Origin of the sequence: Curtobacterium sp. MCSS17_011 (genome assembly GCF_003224275.1) — a bacterium.
Taxonomy (GTDB): Bacteria; Actinomycetota; Actinomycetes; order Actinomycetales; family Microbacteriaceae; genus Curtobacterium.
Map to the genome: position 1 here is coordinate 101,856 of NZ_QKLE01000009.1, position 18,267 is coordinate 120,122.

Annotated in this window: 20 protein-coding genes; 4 read left to right on the forward strand and 16 right to left on the reverse strand. The window is 71.8% G+C overall.

What is annotated here, in order from left to right; genetic code table 11:
- Positions 1 to 7: 7 nt before the first annotated feature.
- Together DEJ17_RS08790 and DEJ17_RS08795 are read right to left on the reverse strand one after the other, a co-directional pair.
- Positions 8 to 1,084, reverse strand: coding sequence for a polyprenyl synthetase family protein (locus DEJ17_RS08790; RefSeq protein WP_110893078.1), 1,077 nt, complete (start codon positions 1,082 to 1,084; stop codon positions 8 to 10).
- Positions 1,085 to 1,114: 30 nt separating this feature from the next.
- Complete coding sequence (locus tag DEJ17_RS08795) at positions 1,115 to 1,906, reverse strand: demethylmenaquinone methyltransferase (RefSeq protein WP_110893080.1); 792 nt, start codon at positions 1,904 to 1,906, stop codon at positions 1,115 to 1,117.
- Between the two features lie 141 nt (positions 1,907 to 2,047).
- Here DEJ17_RS08795 and DEJ17_RS08800 point away from each other — a divergent pair, with 141 nt between their 5' ends.
- Entirely contained in the window at positions 2,048 to 3,307 is a 1,260-nt protein-coding gene (locus DEJ17_RS08800; protein ID WP_110893082.1) for an isochorismate synthase MenF, read from the forward strand.
- Between the two features lie 23 nt (positions 3,308 to 3,330).
- Here the strand turns inward: DEJ17_RS08800 and menD are convergent, their stop codons facing one another.
- On the reverse strand, positions 3,331 to 5,079 hold the full coding sequence (menD, locus tag DEJ17_RS08805) for a 2-succinyl-5-enolpyruvyl-6-hydroxy-3-cyclohexene-1-carboxylic-acid synthase (protein ID WP_110893115.1): 1,749 nt from the start codon (positions 5,077 to 5,079) through the stop codon (positions 3,331 to 3,333).
- On the reverse strand, positions 5,072 to 5,431 hold the full coding sequence (locus tag DEJ17_RS08810) for a PLDc N-terminal domain-containing protein (protein ID WP_071406307.1): 360 nt from the start codon (positions 5,429 to 5,431) through the stop codon (positions 5,072 to 5,074). The genes menD and DEJ17_RS08810 overlap by 8 nt, the downstream gene beginning before the upstream one ends.
- 64 nt (positions 5,432 to 5,495) lie before the next feature.
- On the opposite strand from DEJ17_RS08810, the gene DEJ17_RS08815 reads away from it, so the two are divergent.
- A complete protein-coding gene (locus DEJ17_RS08815) occupies positions 5,496 to 5,831 on the forward strand; it encodes a DUF4229 domain-containing protein (protein WP_110893084.1) in 336 nt (111 codons plus the stop codon).
- 39 nt (positions 5,832 to 5,870) lie between these two features.
- Here the strand turns inward: DEJ17_RS08815 and DEJ17_RS08820 are convergent, their stop codons facing one another.
- From DEJ17_RS08820 to DEJ17_RS17760, 4 genes are read right to left on the reverse strand one after another with little or no spacing between them, the layout of a single operon-like run.
- Positions 5,871 to 6,872, reverse strand: coding sequence for a 1,4-dihydroxy-2-naphthoate polyprenyltransferase (locus tag DEJ17_RS08820; RefSeq protein ID WP_110893085.1), 1,002 nt, complete (start codon positions 6,870 to 6,872; stop codon positions 5,871 to 5,873).
- A gap of 5 nt (positions 6,873 to 6,877) precedes the next feature.
- On the reverse strand, positions 6,878 to 8,053 hold the full coding sequence (locus DEJ17_RS08825) for an AMP-binding protein (RefSeq protein WP_110893087.1): 1,176 nt from the start codon (positions 8,051 to 8,053) through the stop codon (positions 6,878 to 6,880).
- Positions 8,053 to 8,982: a 1,4-dihydroxy-2-naphthoyl-CoA synthase gene (locus DEJ17_RS08830; RefSeq protein WP_110893090.1), complete on the reverse strand. Its 930-nt coding sequence runs from the start codon at positions 8,980 to 8,982 to the stop codon at positions 8,053 to 8,055. The genes DEJ17_RS08825 and DEJ17_RS08830 overlap by 1 nt, the downstream gene beginning before the upstream one ends.
- Positions 8,983 to 9,013: 31 nt before the next feature.
- Positions 9,014 to 9,358, reverse strand: a complete 345-nt coding sequence (locus tag DEJ17_RS17760) for a hypothetical protein (protein ID WP_181421113.1) — start codon at positions 9,356 to 9,358, stop codon at positions 9,014 to 9,016.
- A gap of 320 nt (positions 9,359 to 9,678) precedes the next feature.
- On the opposite strand from DEJ17_RS17760, the gene DEJ17_RS08840 reads away from it, so the two are divergent.
- Positions 9,679 to 10,668, forward strand: coding sequence for an o-succinylbenzoate synthase (locus DEJ17_RS08840; protein ID WP_110893092.1), 990 nt, complete (start codon positions 9,679 to 9,681; stop codon positions 10,666 to 10,668).
- Between the two features lie 253 nt (positions 10,669 to 10,921).
- Here the strand turns inward: DEJ17_RS08840 and ccsB are convergent, their stop codons facing one another.
- From ccsB to DEJ17_RS08870, 6 genes are all read right to left on the reverse strand, one after another.
- Positions 10,922 to 11,950: a c-type cytochrome biogenesis protein CcsB gene (gene ccsB / locus DEJ17_RS08845; RefSeq protein ID WP_258366733.1), complete on the reverse strand. Its 1,029-nt coding sequence runs from the start codon at positions 11,948 to 11,950 to the stop codon at positions 10,922 to 10,924.
- Positions 11,947 to 13,671, reverse strand: coding sequence for a cytochrome c biogenesis protein ResB (locus DEJ17_RS08850; protein WP_220033625.1), 1,725 nt, complete (start codon positions 13,669 to 13,671; stop codon positions 11,947 to 11,949). The genes ccsB and DEJ17_RS08850 overlap by 4 nt, the downstream gene beginning before the upstream one ends.
- Positions 13,655 to 14,353 (reverse strand): cytochrome c biogenesis CcdA family protein, encoded by a 699-nt coding sequence (locus DEJ17_RS08855; protein ID WP_110893119.1) that lies wholly within the window; start codon positions 14,351 to 14,353, stop codon positions 13,655 to 13,657. The genes DEJ17_RS08850 and DEJ17_RS08855 overlap by 17 nt, the downstream gene beginning before the upstream one ends.
- Before the next feature lie 45 nt (positions 14,354 to 14,398).
- Positions 14,399 to 15,037: a TlpA disulfide reductase family protein gene (locus DEJ17_RS08860; RefSeq protein ID WP_258366734.1), complete on the reverse strand. Its 639-nt coding sequence runs from the start codon at positions 15,035 to 15,037 to the stop codon at positions 14,399 to 14,401.
- Positions 15,034 to 15,690 (reverse strand): histidine phosphatase family protein, encoded by a 657-nt coding sequence (locus tag DEJ17_RS08865; RefSeq protein ID WP_110893094.1) that lies wholly within the window; start codon positions 15,688 to 15,690, stop codon positions 15,034 to 15,036. Before DEJ17_RS08865 ends, DEJ17_RS08860 begins: the two co-directional genes overlap by 4 nt.
- Before the next feature lie 68 nt (positions 15,691 to 15,758).
- Positions 15,759 to 17,252, reverse strand: a complete 1,494-nt coding sequence (locus DEJ17_RS08870; RefSeq protein ID WP_110893096.1) for a SulP family inorganic anion transporter — start codon at positions 17,250 to 17,252, stop codon at positions 15,759 to 15,761.
- A gap of 69 nt (positions 17,253 to 17,321) precedes the next feature.
- Here DEJ17_RS08870 and DEJ17_RS08875 point away from each other — a divergent pair, with 69 nt between their 5' ends.
- Positions 17,322 to 17,696, forward strand: a complete 375-nt coding sequence (locus tag DEJ17_RS08875) for a MerR family transcriptional regulator (RefSeq protein ID WP_110893127.1) — start codon at positions 17,322 to 17,324, stop codon at positions 17,694 to 17,696.
- On the opposite strand, the gene DEJ17_RS08880 is transcribed toward DEJ17_RS08875, so the two are convergent.
- Both DEJ17_RS08880 and DEJ17_RS17765 read right to left on the reverse strand, forming a co-directional pair.
- Positions 17,673 to 17,918 (reverse strand): hypothetical protein, encoded by a 246-nt coding sequence (locus DEJ17_RS08880; RefSeq protein WP_146239668.1) that lies wholly within the window; start codon positions 17,916 to 17,918, stop codon positions 17,673 to 17,675. The genes DEJ17_RS08875 and DEJ17_RS08880 overlap by 24 nt on opposite strands.
- Positions 17,918 to 18,267: hypothetical protein (locus DEJ17_RS17765; protein WP_110893100.1), on the reverse strand; the 350-nt coding region annotated here is incomplete at its 5' end. The genes DEJ17_RS08880 and DEJ17_RS17765, both read right to left, overlap by 1 nt.

Below are 18,267 nucleotides of genomic sequence, written 5' to 3' on the forward strand. Positions count from 1 at the left end.
GGGGTGTTCAGCGGCTTCGGTCGACGACGGAGTCCGCGAAGCGGGTGAGCGCCCGTTTCACGGTGCCGTCGGGGAGCGGGGCGAGGGCGTCGACGGCTTCGCGGGCCCAGGCGACGGCGACGGCACGGGTGGCCGCGGTGGCCTCGTGCTCGCGGAGTGCGGCGACGGCCGACTGGTACGGCGCGGAATCGACCACGTCGTCGGGCGCCCCGTTGACGTCGCGCTCGATGCGTTCGACCAGGTGCTGCGCCGACGGATCGGTCGCGGCCATCCGGCGGAGCTGCAGCACCGGCAGGGTGTCCACGCCGGCGCGCAGGTCGTTGCCGGCGATCTTGCCGGTCTTGTCCGTCGCGGGCGCGAGGTCGATGACGTCGTCGACGAGCTGGAAAGCCACGCCGACCTTCTCGCCGAAGGTGCCGACGGCGTCGAGGTAGGCGCGGTCGGCACCGGAGAACATGACGCCGGCACGGGCGGCGGTGGCGATGAGCGAACCGGTCTTGTCGCTGAGCACCTGGATGTAGTGCTCGAGCGGGTCGTCGTCCGGCTGCGGCCCCGTCGTCTCGTGCAGCTGCCCCATGCAGAGGCGCTGGAAGGTCTCGGCCTGCATCCGGATGCCCTCGGTGCCGAGGTCGGCCGTGATCAGGCTGGCGCGGGCGAAGAGCAGGTCACCGGTCAGGATCGCCACGTTGTTGCCGTAGGTGATCTGTGCGGCGGGGACCCCGCGGCGGACGGGCGCCTCGTCCATGACGTCGTCGTGGTACAGCGACGCCAGGTGCGTGGTCTCGATGCTCACCGCGGCCTTGACCACGGCGTCGGTCACGCCGTCCCCGAGCTGGGCGATGAGGAGCGTCAGGGTCGGACGGATGCGCTTGCCGCCGGCGGACAGCAGGTACCGGCTGGTGGTGTCGGCGAGGGTGTCGGTGGAGCGCATGGCGTCCTCGAGCCCCTGCTCGACGAGCTCGAGCCCGTCGTCGACCGCGGAGATGAAGCGTCGGTCGGCGGGCGTGGCGAACAACCGCTCGCCGATGCCCAGCGAGGCGCGCAGGCTCGGCGCGCGACGTGCGACCGGGACGCTCGGATTCAAGTGCTGCTCCGTCTTCGGGGTGGTGACCGGTCAGTCGGCGGCCGGGTCGACGCGCGGCTGCTCGCCGGTGTTCTGGTGGTCGCGGCGGGCCTTCGCACGCCGGGCCGCGGACTCGCGCACCGTGTCGGCGACGGGCTTGCGGCCACGGTGCAGTGCGACGATACCGGCCGTCAGGTTGCGGTAGGCGACCAACGAGAAGCCGACACCGCGGAGCCACTGGGTCAGCACCTGCTGGTCGGGCCACGCGTCGATGGACTCGGCGAGGTAGCGGTAGGCGGCCGGGTTGCTGCTCGAGAGCCGCGCGATGCCGGGGAGCACGCGCTTCAGGTAGGTGCCGTAGCCGAAGCGCAGCAGGGCGCGGGGCGGCGTCGAGAACTCACAGATGACGACGCGGCCACCGGGCTTCAGGACGCGCAGCATCTCGGTGAGCGCCTGCTTCGGGTCGTTCACGTTGCGCAGCCCGAACGAGATCGTGACGGCGTCGAACGTGTCGTCGTCGAAGGGCAGCTGCTCGGCGTCCCCCTGGACGAAGGTGATCTCGGGGTGGCGTTCCCGGCCGACGGCGATCATGCCGGCGGACAGGTCGAGCGCGGTGACCTCGGCGCCCTTCTTGGCGAAGGCCGCTGCGCTGGTCCCGGTGCCCGCAGCGATGTCGAGGACCTTCTCGCCGGGCTGCGGGTCGACCGCGCGGACCGTGGCGACACGCCACAGCGGGGCGTTGCCCGCCGACAGGATGTCGTTCGTGAGGTCGTACTTGGCCGCGACGTCGTCGAACATCGCCGCCACCTCGTCCGGGCGCTTGTTCAGGTCCGCTCTGCTCACACGGTCAATCCTAGAGGTCCCGACCGAGGGTTCACCGGACTCGCAGCCACCCGGGCGGTGCGGGACGGGCACCGGACGGTCGCGGGACCCGGGCGCCCGCCGCGCGTGGCCCGCTCACCGACCGCGCGTAGCATCGGAGCCGTGACCCGAACCACCACGGCGGCGCCCCCGCTGACGGTCTCGACCCGGATCCTCGACGACCCGGGCGCCGTCCTCCGCCACACGCTCCGCGACCGTCCCCTCGCCTTCGTCCGGAACGGCGACGGCATCGTCGGCATCGGTGAGGCGCTCCGGTTCACGTTCACCGGCCCGGACCGGATGCGTGACGCCGCGGCCCTCTGGCGCAGCGTCGTCGAGACCGCCGTCGTCGACGACCCGGTGCAGCTGCGCGGTTCGGGGCTCGTCGCGTTCGGGTCGTTCGCCTTCGCCGACGACTCCGCCGACGAGAGCGTGCTCATCGTGCCCCGGGTGGTCCTCGGTCGGCGGCGCGGCAAGGCCTGGCTGACCGCGATCGACACGACGCTCGGCGCGCAGCCCCTGGCCTTCACCCGGACCTCGGTCCCGGTCCCCCACGTCGGGCCGCACGTCTCCGTGGCGCTGCGTCCCGGGCACATCGACGAGGACACCTACGCCGCCAACGTGTCCGAGGCCGTCCGTCGCATCGTGGCCGGGAGTGCCCGCAAGGTCGTGCTCGCCCGCGACCTCGTCGGCACGCTGCCGCCGGGAGCCGATCGACGGGCGGTCCTGCTCGACCTCGCGGCCGCCTACCCGCAGTGCGTGACCTTCGCGGTGGACGGGCTGATCGGCGCCACCCCCGAGACCCTCGCCCGCACCGACGGCACCCGGTTGACCGCACGGGTGCTCGCCGGCAGCGCCGCCCGGGGCACCGACGAGGTGTCCGACCGGGCCGCCGCCGAGGCCCTGGCCAGCAGCGCCAAGGACGTCGAGGAGCACACCTTCGCGATCGACAGCCTGCTCGCGGCCCTCGCCCCGCTCGCGACGGACCTGCGCGCCGACGCCGAACCGTTCCGGCTGCAGCTGCCGAACCTGTGGCACCTGGCGACCGACGTGCAGGCCACGCTGCCGCCCGACACCACGTCGCTGGACGTCGCCGACGCCCTGCACCCGACGGCCGCGGTCGCCGGGACCCCGACGGACGTGGCCGTGCGGCTCGTCGCCGAGCTCGAGGGCGTCGACCGCGGCCGCTACGCCGGGCCGGTCGGCTGGATGAGCGCGACCGGGGACGGCGAGTGGATGCTCGCGCTCCGCAGCGCCCGGATCGACGACGACGGCACCGTCCGGGCCTGGGCGGGGGCCGGGATCGTCGCCGGTTCGGAGCCGGAACGCGAGGTCGCCGAGACGGCCCTGAAGTTCCGGCCGATCGCCGACGCGCTCGCCTGAGGCGGCAGCGCGGCCCGCGCCGGTCAGCCGGCCAGCGGGACCTCGATCACGACCCGTTCGGCGGGGTCGGTGAGCACCCGCTCGAGGTCGCCCCACGTCGCCGCCCGGCGGTACTCCCACCCGAGGCCCGTGACGACCCGTTCGACGTCGACCTGCTGCGGGGTCGACATCATCCGCCGCATGTCGGCCTCGGGTGTGGTCTTCGCCACCTCGAGCCCGCGGAAGATCGCGCCGCCGTGGTCGTTGCCGACGACGACCTGCACCCGGTGGGTGCGTTCCTCGGTGCCGGTGACGAACGCTCCGAGGTCGTGCAGCAGCGTCAGGTCGCCGAGGAGCACGCGTGTGGTGCCCACCGAGGCCGAGGCCTGCTCGAGCGCCGCGGCGATGCCGAGCGCGGTCGAGACGGTGCCGTCGATGCCGGCGAGCCCGCGGTTCGCGTGCACCCGGATCTTCTTGCCGAGCACCCGGGCGTCGGCTTCACGGATGAGCTGCGACGCACCGAGGACGAGCCGGTCGTGCGGCCAGGTCACGCCCCAGACGGCCTCGGCGAGCATGGCGCGGTCGACGGGTCGGCGACGGAGCGCGACCTCGTCACGCAGGAACTTGTTCCGCTCGGCGCGGTCGGCGGAGCGCTTGGCATCGAGGTCCGGGCCGGCGTCGCCGTCCCCCAGGATCCGGCGGCTGGCGCCGACCCAGCGGCCGACCCACGCACGGTGCTCCGGCCGCGTGCGGCCCGTCACGCGGACGTCGGACACGAACGTGGTCGCGGCGTCCGGTCGGGAGGCACGGGCCGGGTCGAACGGGTCGGCCGCCGGTCCGCGGACGACGATCGTCTGGACCCCGTCGCGCTGCAGGAGCGCGGGGATCTCCCTGCTGAGGGTCGGGTGGCCGAGCACGACGGCGCGTCGGACGGCGCCGCCGTGGTCCGCGTCGCGCAGGAGTTCGCGGTAGGCCACGACGAGGTTGCGGCCGAAGCGCGCGCCGCTCGAGACCTCGGCGAGGAGCGGCGCCCCGAGCTCCCAGGCGATCCGCTCGGCGTCCTCGCCGGCGTCGTGCCCGGCGATGACGACGGTGCCCGGTTCGTCGTCCGGGGTGAGTTCGGCGACCGGCAGACCGGTGTGCGCCCGGCGGGTGGCGAACGCCAGGTCGACCTCGTCCTCGGGCACGGGGCTGACGTGCTCCGGGGCGAGTCCGGCGGACAGCGGCTCGCGGAACGCGACGTTGAGCTGCGCTGGACCGGGCTGTCCGGTGTGCCCGGCTGCGGCGGCGACGGCCTGCCGGGCGAGGGTGCGCAGGGTGTCGCGGACCGAGGCGTCGACGCCGTGCGCCGATGGGGCCTCGACGTCGCGGACGAAGGCGACGGCCTGGCCGAAGATCCCCGGCTGGACGGTGGTCTGGTTGCTGCCGATGCCGCGCAGTTCGTCGGGACGGTCGGCGCTCAGCACGATCATCGGCACGCCGGAGTGGTGCGCCTCGAGCACGGCGGGGTGCAGGTTCGCCACCGCGGTGCCCGACGTCGTCACCACCGCTGCGGGCCGGTGCGTCTCGACCGCGAGCCCGAGTGCGAAGAACCCGGCGGTCCGTTCGTCCAACCGCACGTGCACGGTCAACCCACCGGCGCGTTCCAGGGCGACCGCCGCGAGGGCGAGTGCCTGGGAACGCGACCCGGGGCTCACCACGACGTCGGTGACGCCGGCACGCACGAGTTCCTGCAGGAGGCCGAGCGCGGTGTCCGTCGCCGGGCTGCCCGAACCGACGGGGCCGTCAGCGATCGGTGCGGCCGTCGTCGTCGCGCTCGTGGAACTGGTCTTCGAGGTCTCGGAGGGTCGCGTCGTCCTGGTCCTTGTCCGTGAGGGTGGTGCCCGGCTCCGGCGTGGTGCCGAGGAAGTCCGGGTCGTCTTCCGGTCCACGGTAGCGGGCCGACGCACCGGGGTCGGCCGCCGGGGTGCGACCGAGCAGGAACCAGAGCACGCCACCGAGGACGGGCAGGATGATGACGAGCAGGAGCCACACGCCGCGACGCAGGGAACGGACACGCTGACGCGGCATCGTGCCGCAGTCGATGGCCGCGTACACCGTGAAGGCGACGGCGGCCACGGCGACGATCAACCACAAGCGGACCATGTGGTGAAGTCTAGGTCGCGACCCTGTGATGCCCCTGCCGGTCGGCCGTCCGTAGACTCACCGTGTGAAAGCGTGGCTCCTGTACACCCTGGCTCGGCTCGGCATCTTCGTGGTGGCACTCGTGCTCCTCCTGCTCCTGACGCCGATGCCGTGGTACTGGGCGACGATCGTGGCCGCCCTGGTGGGCCTGCTCATCTCGTACATCGCCCTGTCCGGACTGCGCACGCAGGTCGCCCTGAGCCTGGCGAACCGCCGCGGCACCCCGGAGCGCGACGCCGACTCGGACTTCGAGGACGACTTCGTGGACGCCGCCGACTCCGACGCCGCAGCCGCTCCCGTCGTCCGTCCGGTGTCCGACGCCGACCGGCACGGAACTCGCCGGGACACCGACGCCGACTGACCCCGGGAGCGGGGCCGTCCGGTCGAGCAGCCGGAACGGCTACGGCTGGACGGCCAGGGTGATCCCGAGCACCACGCCGAAGGCGAGCGAGGCGAACGACGACAGCTGCAGGGCCGTGATGAGCTCGCGGGGCTTCCGTGACGACACCCCGATCGCCAGTGCCGGCAGCGCCAGCAGCAGCGAGAAGTACGTGAAGCCCGCGCGGAAGTACAGCAGCACGAACCAGAGCAGCACGACGTACGGCAGCATCAGGAACAGGCCGTACAGGACGCGGGCCACCGGACGGCCGACGACCACGGCGAGCGTGCGCTTGCCCGCCAGCTGGTCCTCGTCGATGTCGCGGATGTTGTTCACCATCAGGACCGCGCAGGCGAAGAACCCGGCGGCCACCGCGGCTGCCCAGCCGCTGATCGTGACCTCGCGGATCTGCACGAACTGGGTACCGAGGACGGCGACCAGGCCGAAGAACACGAAGACGAAGACCTCGCCGAGGGCGTTGTACCCGTACGGCTTCTTGCCACCGGTGTAGAACCAGGCGGCGACGATGGCGGCGGCCCCCACGAGCAGCAGCCACCACAGCTGCGTGAGCAGCACGATGACCAGGCCGGCGACCGCGGCAAGGCCGAAGAACGTCAGGGCGACGGTGAGCACGGTCCGGGGCTTGGCCAGGCCGGCTCCGGTGAGTCGTGCCGGGCCGACGCGGTACTCGTCGGTGCCTCGGACCCCGTCCGAGTAGTCGTTGCTGTAGTTCACACCGATCTGCAGGAACAGCGCCACGGCCAGGGCGAGCAGCGCGACCGCGAGGTGGCCGTCCTTCGCCAGGTAGTCGCCGAAGTCGCCGGGCTCCCCGCTGTCGACGAACGCGACGGCGGTGCCGAGCACGACCGGGACGACACCGAGGGTCAGGGTGCGCAGGCGTGCGCCGCCGATCCAGTCGCGCGCGGTCGCCTTCCGCTTGGTGCGGGCGGGGGCAGCGGCCTTCGCCGGGTTGCCGGACCGGCCCTGCTTCTGCGTCGAGTTCTTCGTTCGTGCCACGAGCACCGATCTTATTGCCGATGCGGACGCCGGGCGGCTCGCGGTCCCGACGAGCGGCCGGCTTCGACGAGCGACTGCACGGCCCGGCGGTCGGGTTTGCCCGACGACAGCATCGGGATCCGGTCCAGCACGACGACGTCCGCCGGCCGGGCGGCACGCCCCAGGGTGGCTCCGACGTGGGTACGCACGGTGTCGAGGTCGAGCGGCTGCTCGGTGACGACGACCGGGACCTCGCCCCACTCCCCCGCCGAGCGCCGCACGACGACGGCGCTCTCCTGTCCGGGGAGTCCGCGGACGAGCCGTTCGACCGCACCGAGCTGGACCTTCTCGCCGCCGGAGATCACCACGTCGTCGAGGCGTCCGAGCACACGGACCACGCCGTCGGACAGGGTCGCGGTGTCCCCGGTCCGGTACCAGCGCAGCCCGTCCCGTTCGACGAAGGCCGACGCCGTGCGGGCGTCGTCGTCGAGGTACCCCTCGGCGAGCATCGGCCCGGCCAGGTGCAGCTCGCCGTCGACCAGCGCGGTGCGCACCGTGCCGAAGGGGACGCCGTCGTACACGCATCCACCGCTCGTCTCGCTCGCACCGTACGTCGTCACGACCCGGACCCCGGCGTCGAGCGCCCGCTGCCGGAGCGACGCCGGGGTGGCTTGCCCGCCGACGAGGACCGCGTCGAACCGGGCGAGCGCACGGGTGGCGTCCGGGTCGTCGAGGACACGGGCGACCTGCACCGGCACCAGCGAGGTGTAGCGACGGGGCGCGGCCGGACCGGTGACGAGCCGTTCGGCCGCCTCGGTGAACGCGGCGGCCGCGAAGTGCCCGGGTGGCACGACGACGGGTTCGGTGCCCGCGGTGATCGAGCGGGTCAGCACGTTGATGCCGGCGATGTAGTGCGTCGGCAGCGCGAGCACCCAGCGCCCGGGCCCACCGAGCGCCGCGTCCGCCGCGGCGGCACCGGCGAGGAGCGCCTCGGACGAGAGCGCCACGCGCTTGCCGGTGCCGGTGGACCCGCTCGTCTCGACCACCAGGGCGACCGCCTGACGGACCTCGCGCGGAGGCGGCGTCGGCAGCGCCGGAGCCCCCTCGGCGACGGGGAGCAGTGCGGGGCCGCCGGCGAGCGCTGCCTCCAGGGCGCGCAGCACGGCCGTCGGGTCCGACGTGCCGGTCGCGACCAGCGGACGGGGCATCAGTAGTGCCAGGGGAACGCGGTCCACTCGGGAGCGCGCTTCTCGAGGAACGAGTCACGCCCCTCGACCGCCTCGTCGGTGCCGTAGGCCAGCCGTGTCGCCTCGCCCGCGAACACCTGCTGTCCGACCATGCCGTCGTCCACGGCGTTGAACGCGTACTTGAGCATCCGGATCGCCGTCGGGGACTTGCCGAGCACGATCTCGCCCCAGCGGATCGCTTCACGCTCCAGGTCTGCGTGCGGGACCACGGCGTTCACCGCACCCATCTCGTACGCGCGCTGGGCGGAGTACTCCTGGGCGAGGAAGAAGACCTCGCGGGCGAACTTCTGCCCGATCTGCTTGGCGTAGTAGGCGCTGCCGTAGCCGCCGTCGAACGAGCCGACGTCGGCATCGGTCTGCTTGAACTTCCCGTGCTCGGCGCTCGCGATGGTGAGGTCGCAGATGGCGTGCAGGGAGTGCCCGCCGCCCGCAGCCCAGCCGGGGACGACGGCGATGACGACCTTGGGCATCATCCGGATGAGGCGCTGGACCTCGAGGATGTGCAGCCGCCCCATCGACGCCTGGGCGGCCGCGGGGTCGACGCCCTCCGGCGGTGCACCCTCGTCGCCGACGTACTGGTAGCCGCTCCACCCCCGGATGCGCTGGTCGCCGCCGGAGCAGAACGCCCACCCGCCGTCCTTCGGGCTCGGGCCGTTGCCGGTGAGCAGCACGACGCCGACACGGGGGTCCTGCCGCGCGTCGTCGAGGGCGCGGTAGAGCTCGTCGACCGTGCGCGGGCGGAAGGCGTTGCGGACCTCGGGACGGTCGAAGGCGACCCGGACGATGCCCTTGGAGACGTGCTTGTGGTACGTGATGTCGGTGAACTGCTCCGCGATCGGAGCGGTGGTCCAGACGTCGGGGTCGAACAGGTCGGAAACGGGAGCAGCCATGCTCCCAACGTACCGCCGGGCGTCTGGCGGGTCAGGCGCCCATGTCGGTCAGGATCTCCGGCGCGACGAACACCATGATCACGATGAGGATCACGGGGTTCGCGAAGAACGCCAGGACGACCCCGACGGCGCCGTACCAGCGTCCGAACGCGCCGACGGCGGCGACGAACCCGAGCACGGCGGCGATGAGTGTCAGGAACACGACGACGAAGCAGATCCCGAAGGCGAAGTTCGTGTCACCGCCCATGAACACGGCGAAGGCACTGGCGTCGACCGCGGCGGAGACGACGGCGAGGCCGAGGGCGATCTTGCCGACGACGGGGTTGCGGCGCTTCGTGGTACCCGTCTGCCGCACGTCGACGGTGTTGCGCTGCATGAGGCGGGCGAAGTCGTCGGAGTCGCGCCCGGGAGCCGCCGCGGATCGAGCTGCCGCTGCCGGGCGGGTCGCCGCCGAAGGTCGGGCTGCAGCTGCCGGACGAGCCGACGCTGCCGGGCGTGCAGGTCCGGCGCTCGACGGGTCGGACGGGCGCTGCGATGCGCGCTGCTGTGCTGCGCGCTGCCGCGGATCCACCGCCACCGAGCCTCCCTCGTTCCGGGTCGTTCCCCTCGCCGACCGAGGCCGACCGATGCATGCTAGTGCCCAGCCCTGGCGGTCCCCTCCGAGGAACCGGCAGGCCCCCTGGGTGCGGTGGGAGGATGGCGGACGTGCTCCCCGACCTCGCCGAACTCCTCGCCGACGCCCACGTGGTGGCCCTGCCCATGCGGGTACGGTTCCGCGGCATCACCACGCGCGAGGCGGTCGTGCTGCGCGGCCCCGTCGGCTGGACCGAGTTCTCGCCGTTCGTCGAGTACGACGACGCCGAGGCCGCCGCCTGGCTGCGGGCCACCGTCGACTTCGGGTGGACGGACCACGAACCGGCGGCCGACTCCGTGCCGGTCAACGCCACCGTCCCGGCGATCGCCGCCGACGACGTCGCCGACCTGCTCGCCCGGTACCCCGGCTGCACCACCGCCAAGGTCAAGGTCGCGGAGCCCGGCACGTCCGTCGACGACGACGTCGCCCGTGTCGCCGCAGTCCGCCGGGTGATGGGGGCCGAGGCTGCGGTCCGGGTCGACGCGAACGGGCTGTGGAGCGTCGAGCAGGCCGCCGTGGCACTGGGGCGGCTCGCACCGTTCGACCTGCAGTACGCGGAACAGCCCTGCGCCACGGTGTCCGAACTCGCCGAGCTCCGGTCGCGGATCGCCGGCCTCGGCGTCCGGGTCGCGGCGGACGAGAGCGTCCGGAAGGCGAGCGATCCCCTCGCCGTCGCCCGGGCCGGTGCCGCCGACGTCCTGGTCGTGAAGGCTCAGCCGCTCGGTGGGATCACCGCGGCCCGCGCCGTCATCGACGATGCCGGTTTGCCGTGCGTCGTGTCCAGTGCGCTGGACACCTCGGTGGGGCTGGGGATGGGGGCGTTCCTGGCGGCTGCGGCGATGACCCCGGGGTACGCCGCGGGGCTCGGGACGGCGGCGATGTTCGCCGGGGACGTCACGGCGGATCCCCTGCTGCCGGTCGGCGGTCGGGTGCCGGTGCGCCGGGTCGACGTCGCGACGGAGCTGGTGGACCGGTACGCCGCGTCGCCGGAGCGGACGGCGTGGTGGCGCGAGCGCCTGGCACGTGTGCACGCCCGGCTCGCCGCCGGGTAGCGCACCCGCCGCGTGCTCGCGAGACGCCGGCGTCTCCGCAGGACGCCGGCGTCGCCTTTCGACGCCGCCGAGTCGTCGAGACGCCGCCGAGATCAGCGGCGTCTCGCCGACGACGCGGTGTCCCACCGACACGACGGCGTCTTCCTGGCCGTGCACGCGACCGAACGACGGACGGGAGGCACGGTACCAGCTGGCACCGCGCCTCCCGTCCGGTCGTCGTCGCGACCAGGGCCGCGTCAGCGACCTACGTGCGTCACAGACCCGAGTAGCTGTGCAGGCCCTTGAAGAAGACGTTCACGACCGAGAAGTTGAACATCACCGCGGCGAAGCCGATGAGGGCCAGCCAGGACGACCGCGCACCGCGCCAGCCGCGGGTCGCACGGGCGTGGATGTAGCCCGCGTAGACGACCCAGATGATGAAGGTCCAGACCTCTTTCGTGTCCCAGCCCCAGTAGCGACCCCAGGCCCGCTCGGCCCAGACGGCACCGGCGATGAGCGTGAAGGTCCAGAGGACGAAGCCCACGAGCAGCACGCGGTAGGTCAGGACCTCGAGCCGGTCGGCGTCGGGCAGCGTCGCCATGAAGCGGAGCTTGCCGGAGGCCGTGCGGCCCTGGCGGTACGTCTGCACCAGCTGCGCCACCGCGAGCCCCGCCCCGAGCGCGAAGAACCCGGTGCCGGCGATCGCCACGAAGACGTGGATGACCAGCCAGTAGGACTGCAGGGCCGGCTGCAGCGGGACGACGGGGACCCAGTAGTTCACCGTCGCGATGCCGAGCAGGATGATCGTCAGTCCGGTGATGAAGACGCCGAGGAACTTCAGGTTCTGCCAGAACTGCACGAGCAGGAAGATCAGGGTGATCAGCGCCGTGCCGGTCAGCGAGAACTCGAACATGTTGCCCCACGGCACACGGTCGGCCGCGATGCCCCGGAGGACGACCGAGGCGACGTGCAGGACGAGCGCGAGGATCGTCATCGCCATGCCGACGCGTTCGAACTTCGTGCCGCGCCCGGTCGAGCCACCCGACGGCGGTGCGGCGACCTGTTCGAGCACGACGGTGCCGCCGCGGACGGTCGCGACCGTCTTCGCTCCGCGTGCCGACGCGGCGCCGGCCGCGTCGGCCGACCCGTCGTCGGCGCCCACGTTCTTCGCGGCGGCCGTGACGTCGCCGGAGCGTTTGGCCATGTCGAGGGCGAACGAGATGAACGCGACCACGTACACCGCCATCGCGGAGTACGTGAGCACGACCGAGTAGGTCGCGAGGTTCGTGGTCAAGTCGTTCACTGGGGCATCCTAACTCCGAGGTCCGACGTGTGGCGCTGTGCGATGTCCGCGACGGCCCGTTCGAGGTTGGGGTCCTCGCCACGGGCGAGCCCGGCGTACTCGAGGTCGTACTCGCCGCCCTGCGTGTCCTCGTGCGGGACGACCTTCACCCAGACGCGGCGGCGCGGGACGAACAGCGAGGTGAGCAGGCCGAGGGTGGAGAGCAGGGCGAACCCGGCCACCCAGATCTGCGACGGGTCGTGGTGGACGTCGAGGGAGACGTACCGCTTGACGCCGTCGAAGGTGATCGACCCGGCACCGTCCGGGAGCTTCTTCGTCTGGCCGGGCTCGAGCGCGATGCTCGCCGTGTCCGACTGCCGACCGGCGATCTGGTCGAGTCCCTTGGTGTCGAGCGTGTACACACTCTGCGGCACACCGCTGTCGAGCCCGAGGTCACCCGTGTAGACCTGCAGCGTCAGCAGCGGGTTCTGGGTGTCCGGGTAGGCACTCGAGTACGCGCCGCTCGCGAGCTTCGATGCCGTCGGGTAGAAGAACCCCACCATGCCGAGCTGGTCCGGCTTCGCGTCCGGCACCTTGATGACCCCGGTGGAGGTGTAGTTCGCGTCCTCCGGCAGGAACGGCACGACGTCCTGGAACGCCACGTTGCCGTCGCCGTCGCGCACCGTGACCTGCATCGCGTAGCCGTTGCCGAGCAGGTACACGTTCGTGCCCCCGACGTGCAGCGGGTCGTTCACACCGAGGCGGCTGGTCTTCGGCTCGCCGCCCTTCTCGGTGCTCGTGACGGTGGCCGAGTAGTCGAGCGCCTGCCCGAGGGCGTCGAGGTTGCGCTCCTCGTACTTCGTCACGAACTTGTCGAGCCGGAGGTTGTAGCCCTTCAGGTCGGTCTGCTGGAACCAGCGACCGGGGTTGAACGAGTCGTACGAGCCGAGCACGTTCGAGAACGTCTGGCCCTCGACCAGCAGGCGCTGGCCGGTGAAGCCGAAGCCACCACCGACACCGACCGCCAGGAGCACCCCGACGAGGGCGGCGTGGAACACCAGGTTGCCGGTCTCGCGCAGGTAGCCGCGCTCCGCGCTCACCGAGTCGCCGAACCGCTCGACGCGGTACCCGGAGCGCTTCAGGATCGCCATCGCGCGCGTCACCGCGTGCTCGGCGGACGGGAGGCCGGTGGTCGCGTCGATCCCGGTCGTGCCGTCGATCATCGCGTCCCGCTGCACGGCCACGGTGCGGAACCCCGCCAGTCGCGTCAGGCGCGCGGGGGTCCGCGGCGGACGGGTCCGCAGTGCCTGCCAGTGGTGCTTCGTGCGCGGCACGATGCAGCCGATGAGCGAGACGAAGAGCAGCAGGTAGATCGCCGAGAACCACACCGACGTGTAGGTGTCGAAGACCTGGAGCTTGTCGAGGACCGGGTAGAGCTGCGGGTGGTCCGCCTTGTACTGCACGACGCCGTTCGGGTCGGCCGTGCGCTGCGGGACGAGCGAGCCCGGGATCGCCGCGAGGGCGAGCAGCATGAGCAGGAACAGCGCCGTGCGCATGCTCGTCAGCTGTCGCCAGAAGAACCGGAGGTACCCGACGAAGCCCAGCTTCGGCTGGTTGACGCCGCCGTCGGTGGGGCCGGAGCCGTCGACGTGGTCGGACGGTCGCTGCGGGTCCGAGGCGGTGTCGGCCCCGTCACCTGCACCCGTCGGGACGTGCTCGTTCAGGTCAGACCGCGGGGACATAGCTCTGGATCACCGCCCCGACGCTCGACATGACGGCCGACCAGATACCGGTGACCATGAGCAGACCGATGACGATCAGGATCGCTCCTCCGATGATGTTGACGGTGCGCATGTGACGCTTCACCGCCGCGATGGCCCCCGTGGCCCAGCCGGCGCCGAGGGCGACGAGGACGAACGGGATGCCGAGCCCGAGGCAGTACGCCACGCCGAGCCACATGCCCTGCCAGGCACTGCCCGACTGCACGCTGAGCAGGTTGATGGCCGCCAGGGTCGGGCCGAGGCACGGGGTCCAGCCGAGGCCGAACACGATGCCGAGCAGGGGGGCACCGAGGAGCCCCGTGGCCGGGGTCCAGCCGGGCTTGATGGTGCGCTGCAGGAACGTGAACCGCCCGACGAACACCAGGCCCATCGCGATGACGACGACCCCGAGGACCTGCGTGATCAGGTCGCGCCAGCGGACGAGCCAGAACCCCAGCGCCCCGAACACCGTCGTGTACGCCACGAACACCGCGGTGAACCCGGCGATGAACAGCAGCACACCGAGCACCACACGACCCCGACGCTGCCCGCCCTCGGCGACACCGCCGACGTACCCGAGGTACCCCGGCACGAGCGGCAGCACGCACGGAGACAGGAACGACACGAGCCCGGCGAGCGCCGCCACGGGCAGCGCCACGGCCATCTGGCCGCTCAGGATCGCGTCGGCGAAGGGGTTGGATGCCACGGGTCAGGAGGCCTTGCCGGCGTCGAGCTCGTCGCTGACCAGGGTCTTCAGGATGCTCGTGCCGTCGATCGCGCCGAGGACCCGGGCGGCCACGCGGCCCTTGGTGTCGAGGACGATCGTCGCGGGCACCGCGTTGGGCGCGATCTGACCGGACATGGCCAGCTGCATCGTGCCCGTGCGCTGGTCGAGGACGGTCGGGTACTGCACGTCGAAGGTGCGCTCGAAGGCTGCCGCGGTCGCTGCTTCGTCCCGCACGTTGACACCGATGAACGCGACGTCGTCCGCGTCGGCGTAGTCGTCGTGCACCTGGTTGAGGTACTTCGCCTCGGCACGGCACGGCGGGCAGCTGGCGTACCAGAAGTTCAGGACGACGACCTTGCCGCGGAGGTCCTTCGACGAGACGGTGTCGCCGTTCGAGTCCTCGGCCCGGAAGGTGACCGGGTCGGTGCGGTCCTTCGCGGAGACCTCGGTCACGGCGCCGTCACCGGAGATGTAGTTCTGGGTCGTGCCGTTGCCGTACTGCTTGGCGAGGCCGCCGCTGTCCGACGAGCAGCCGGACAGCGCGAGTGCCGCGACCACTGCCGTCGCTGCCAGGACCGCGAACCGCTTGCTGATGACGCGCACACTGCTCGTGCTGTTCACACTGCTCCTTCGTCGACGGCGGTCGCGCGCAGTTCCTGCGCGGGGTCCGCGTACCCGACCTCCGTGAACCGACCGGTCGACGTGGCGGGCACACGTTCGACGGTGGTGATGCTCGACAGGTCGCAGCGACGCTTGCGCGGGTCGTGCCACAGGGGCTCCCCCGCGAGCTTGCGGTGGACCATCCAGATCGGCAGCTGGTGGCTGACCAGGACGACGTCGCCCTCGTCCACGCTCTCCCACGCCGTGGCCATCGCGGCCAGCATGCGGTTCGCGATCGACTCGTACGCCTCACCCCAGCTGGGACGCAGCGGGTTCGCGATCCACGGCCACTCAGCCGGGCGGCCGAGCGAGCGCTTCGTGAACCCGGGGGGCTGCCCCTCGTAGCGGTTGGTCGGTTCGATCAGGCGCTCGTCGAGCGTCACGTCCAGCCCGTAGGCGGCCGACCAGGGCGCTGCCGACTCCTGCGTGCGCTGCAGCGGGGAGGCGACGATCCGACGCACGTCGACGCCGGCGTCCTTCCAGGCGGTGGCGGAGGCCTGTGCCATCCGCGTGCCGAGTCCACTCAACCCGAAGCCCGGGAGCCGGCCGTAGAGGACGCGGCCCGGGTTGTGCACTTCTCCGTGCCGGACGAGGTGGAGTCGGGTCGCGGGCATGGGTTCCAGTGTAGGTCGCCCTGCGGTCCCCACCGCCCCCTCAGGGGATTCACCGGATGCGGAAGCGCTCAGCCGCCGAGCTCGCCGGACAGCCGCCCGTGCAGCGCGATCGACCCCGTGTCGAGGTTCACGACCTCGACCGTCGACCCGTGCTTGGCGAACCGCTGCTCGACCCCGTCGAGCGCCGCGACCGTGGATGCGTCGAACACGTGGGCGTCCGACATGTCGATGATCACGTGCTCCGGGTCCTCGGCGTAGGAGAACCGTGTGACGAGGTCGTTCGACGAGGCGAAGAACAGTGCGCCGCGGACCCGGTACCGCACGGTGCGGTCGTCGACCGGCTCGCGGACGACCGTCACCACGTGCGCCACCCGCCGGGCGAAGACGAGGGCCGCCACGACCACGCCGACGAGCACCCCGGTGGCGAGGTTCTCGGTCACGACGACCACTACGACGGTGATGAGCATGACGGCGGTCTCGCCGAAGGGCATCCGTCGCAGGGTGCGCGGTCGGATGCTGTGCCAGTCGAAGGTCGCGACGCAGACCATGAGCATGACCGCCGTCAGTGCGGCCATCGGGATCTGGGCCACGAGGTCGTGGAGCACGATCGTCAGGACGAGCACCGAGACGCCGGCCGCGAAGGTCGAGATGCGGGTCCGGGCGCCAGCCGTCTTCACGTTGATCACGGTCTGGCCGATCATCGCGCAGCCACCGGTCCCGCCGAAGAACGCGGACGCGATGTTCGCGACGCCCTGGCCCCACGACTCGCGCCACTTGCTCGAGCCCGTCTCCGTGATGGAGTCGACGAGCTGCGCGGTGAGCAGGGTCTCGATCAGGCCGACGATCGCGACGCCGAACGCGTACGGCGCGATGATCTGCAACGTCTCGAAGGTGAACGGCGTCGCGATGCCGTTGAAGCCCGGGAGCGCCGTCGGCAGTTCGCCCTCGTCGCCCACCGTCGGCACGGCGACGCTGAACACCATCGTGATGCCGGTGATGACGACCACCGCGATGAGCGGCGCGGGGATCGCCTTCGTCAGGAACGGGAAGCCGACGATGATCGCGATGCCGAGCGCCGTCAGCGGCCAGACGATGAACGGCACGTCATCCCCGAGCAGGTTCGGCAGCTGGGCGGTGAAGATCAGGATGGCCAGAGCGTTCACGAACGCGACGTTGACACTGCGCGGGATGAACCGCATCAGCCGTGCCACCCCGAGGAACCCGAGCACGAGCTGGAACACACCCCCCAGCACGATCGCGGGCACCAGGTACTCGATGCCGTGTTCCCGGACGAGCGGCGCGATGACGAGCGCCACCGAGCCGGCGGCGGCGGAGACCATCGCCGGGCGACCGCCGACGATCGAGATCACGATCGCGATGATGACGCTCGAGAACAGGCCGACCGCGGGGTCCACCCCGGCGACGACGGAGAACGAGATCGCCTCGGGGATCAGGGCAAGCGCGGTGACGATGCCGGCCAGGACCTCCCGGGTGAGCATGCGGGGCGAGCGGAGGGCGGCGAGGACGCTCGGGGCCGTCGGCGCGTGTGTGATCACGGACATCGGTCGGAACTCTACCCTCACGTGAGGGTAGAGTCGTACACCGTGAGCACCAGCGACGTCCCCGACACGATGCACATCGGCGAGCTCGCCGACCGCGCCGACATGTCCCTGCGCACGATCCGGCACTACGACGAGGTCGGACTGCTCGTGCCGAGTGGCCGCACCACCGGGGGGTTCCGGGTCTACACGGCGCAGGACCTCGAACGGCTGCTCGTGATCCGCCGGATGAAGCCACTCGGGTTCACGCTCGACGAGATGGCCGAGCTGCTCCGCGTGGTCGACGCCCTCGCAGCGAAGGACCCCGAGGACGAACCCGCGCTGGCGGCGCGCCTCGACGCGTACCTCGACGACGCACGTGCCCGGCACGCGAAGCTCGTCGAGCGGGCCGGCATGGCCGAGGAGTTCATCGGCACGCTCGGGTCACTCCGCGCTTCGCTCCCCTGACGTGGCGACGTCCTCGGCGAGCACCCTGGCGCGCATGCGCTGCCGCTCGAGTTCGAGCTTGAGCTCCCCCTCCTCGACGTGGAGCTGCCAGTCGATCGCCCCACGTTGCGCCCAGTCCCACATGCTCTCGCCAGGCGCAGGACCGATGTACGGCCGCTCCGCGGGAACCGTGTCCTCCTTCCGAACCAGCTCTCGCCAGGCACGGCGCAGACGAGTCGTCATCACGGTCTCCTCTTCTCGATGAACAGTTCCGCAAGCACCCTTGCAGCGGGTTCTTCTCCGGCAGGCACTTTCTGCATGTCGTACATCGCCTGTGCCAGGTTCCGGCCGATCTCGCGGCGCCCGACCTCGGCCGCGGTGATCAGGTCGAACACCACGGTCAACCGCGCCCAGTAGCGGTCCCGTTGTTCCCGCGCGACATCCCGCCGCCACCGGATGACCGCCCACAGCCCACCGACGAACGCCACGAGCAGCGTGAACGCCGTCGTGCCCAGCGCCGCCACCACCGTCGCGACCGCCGCAGGCGGCCAGGTCGCGAGCCCCCCCCGTCCCCTGTCTCTTATACACATCT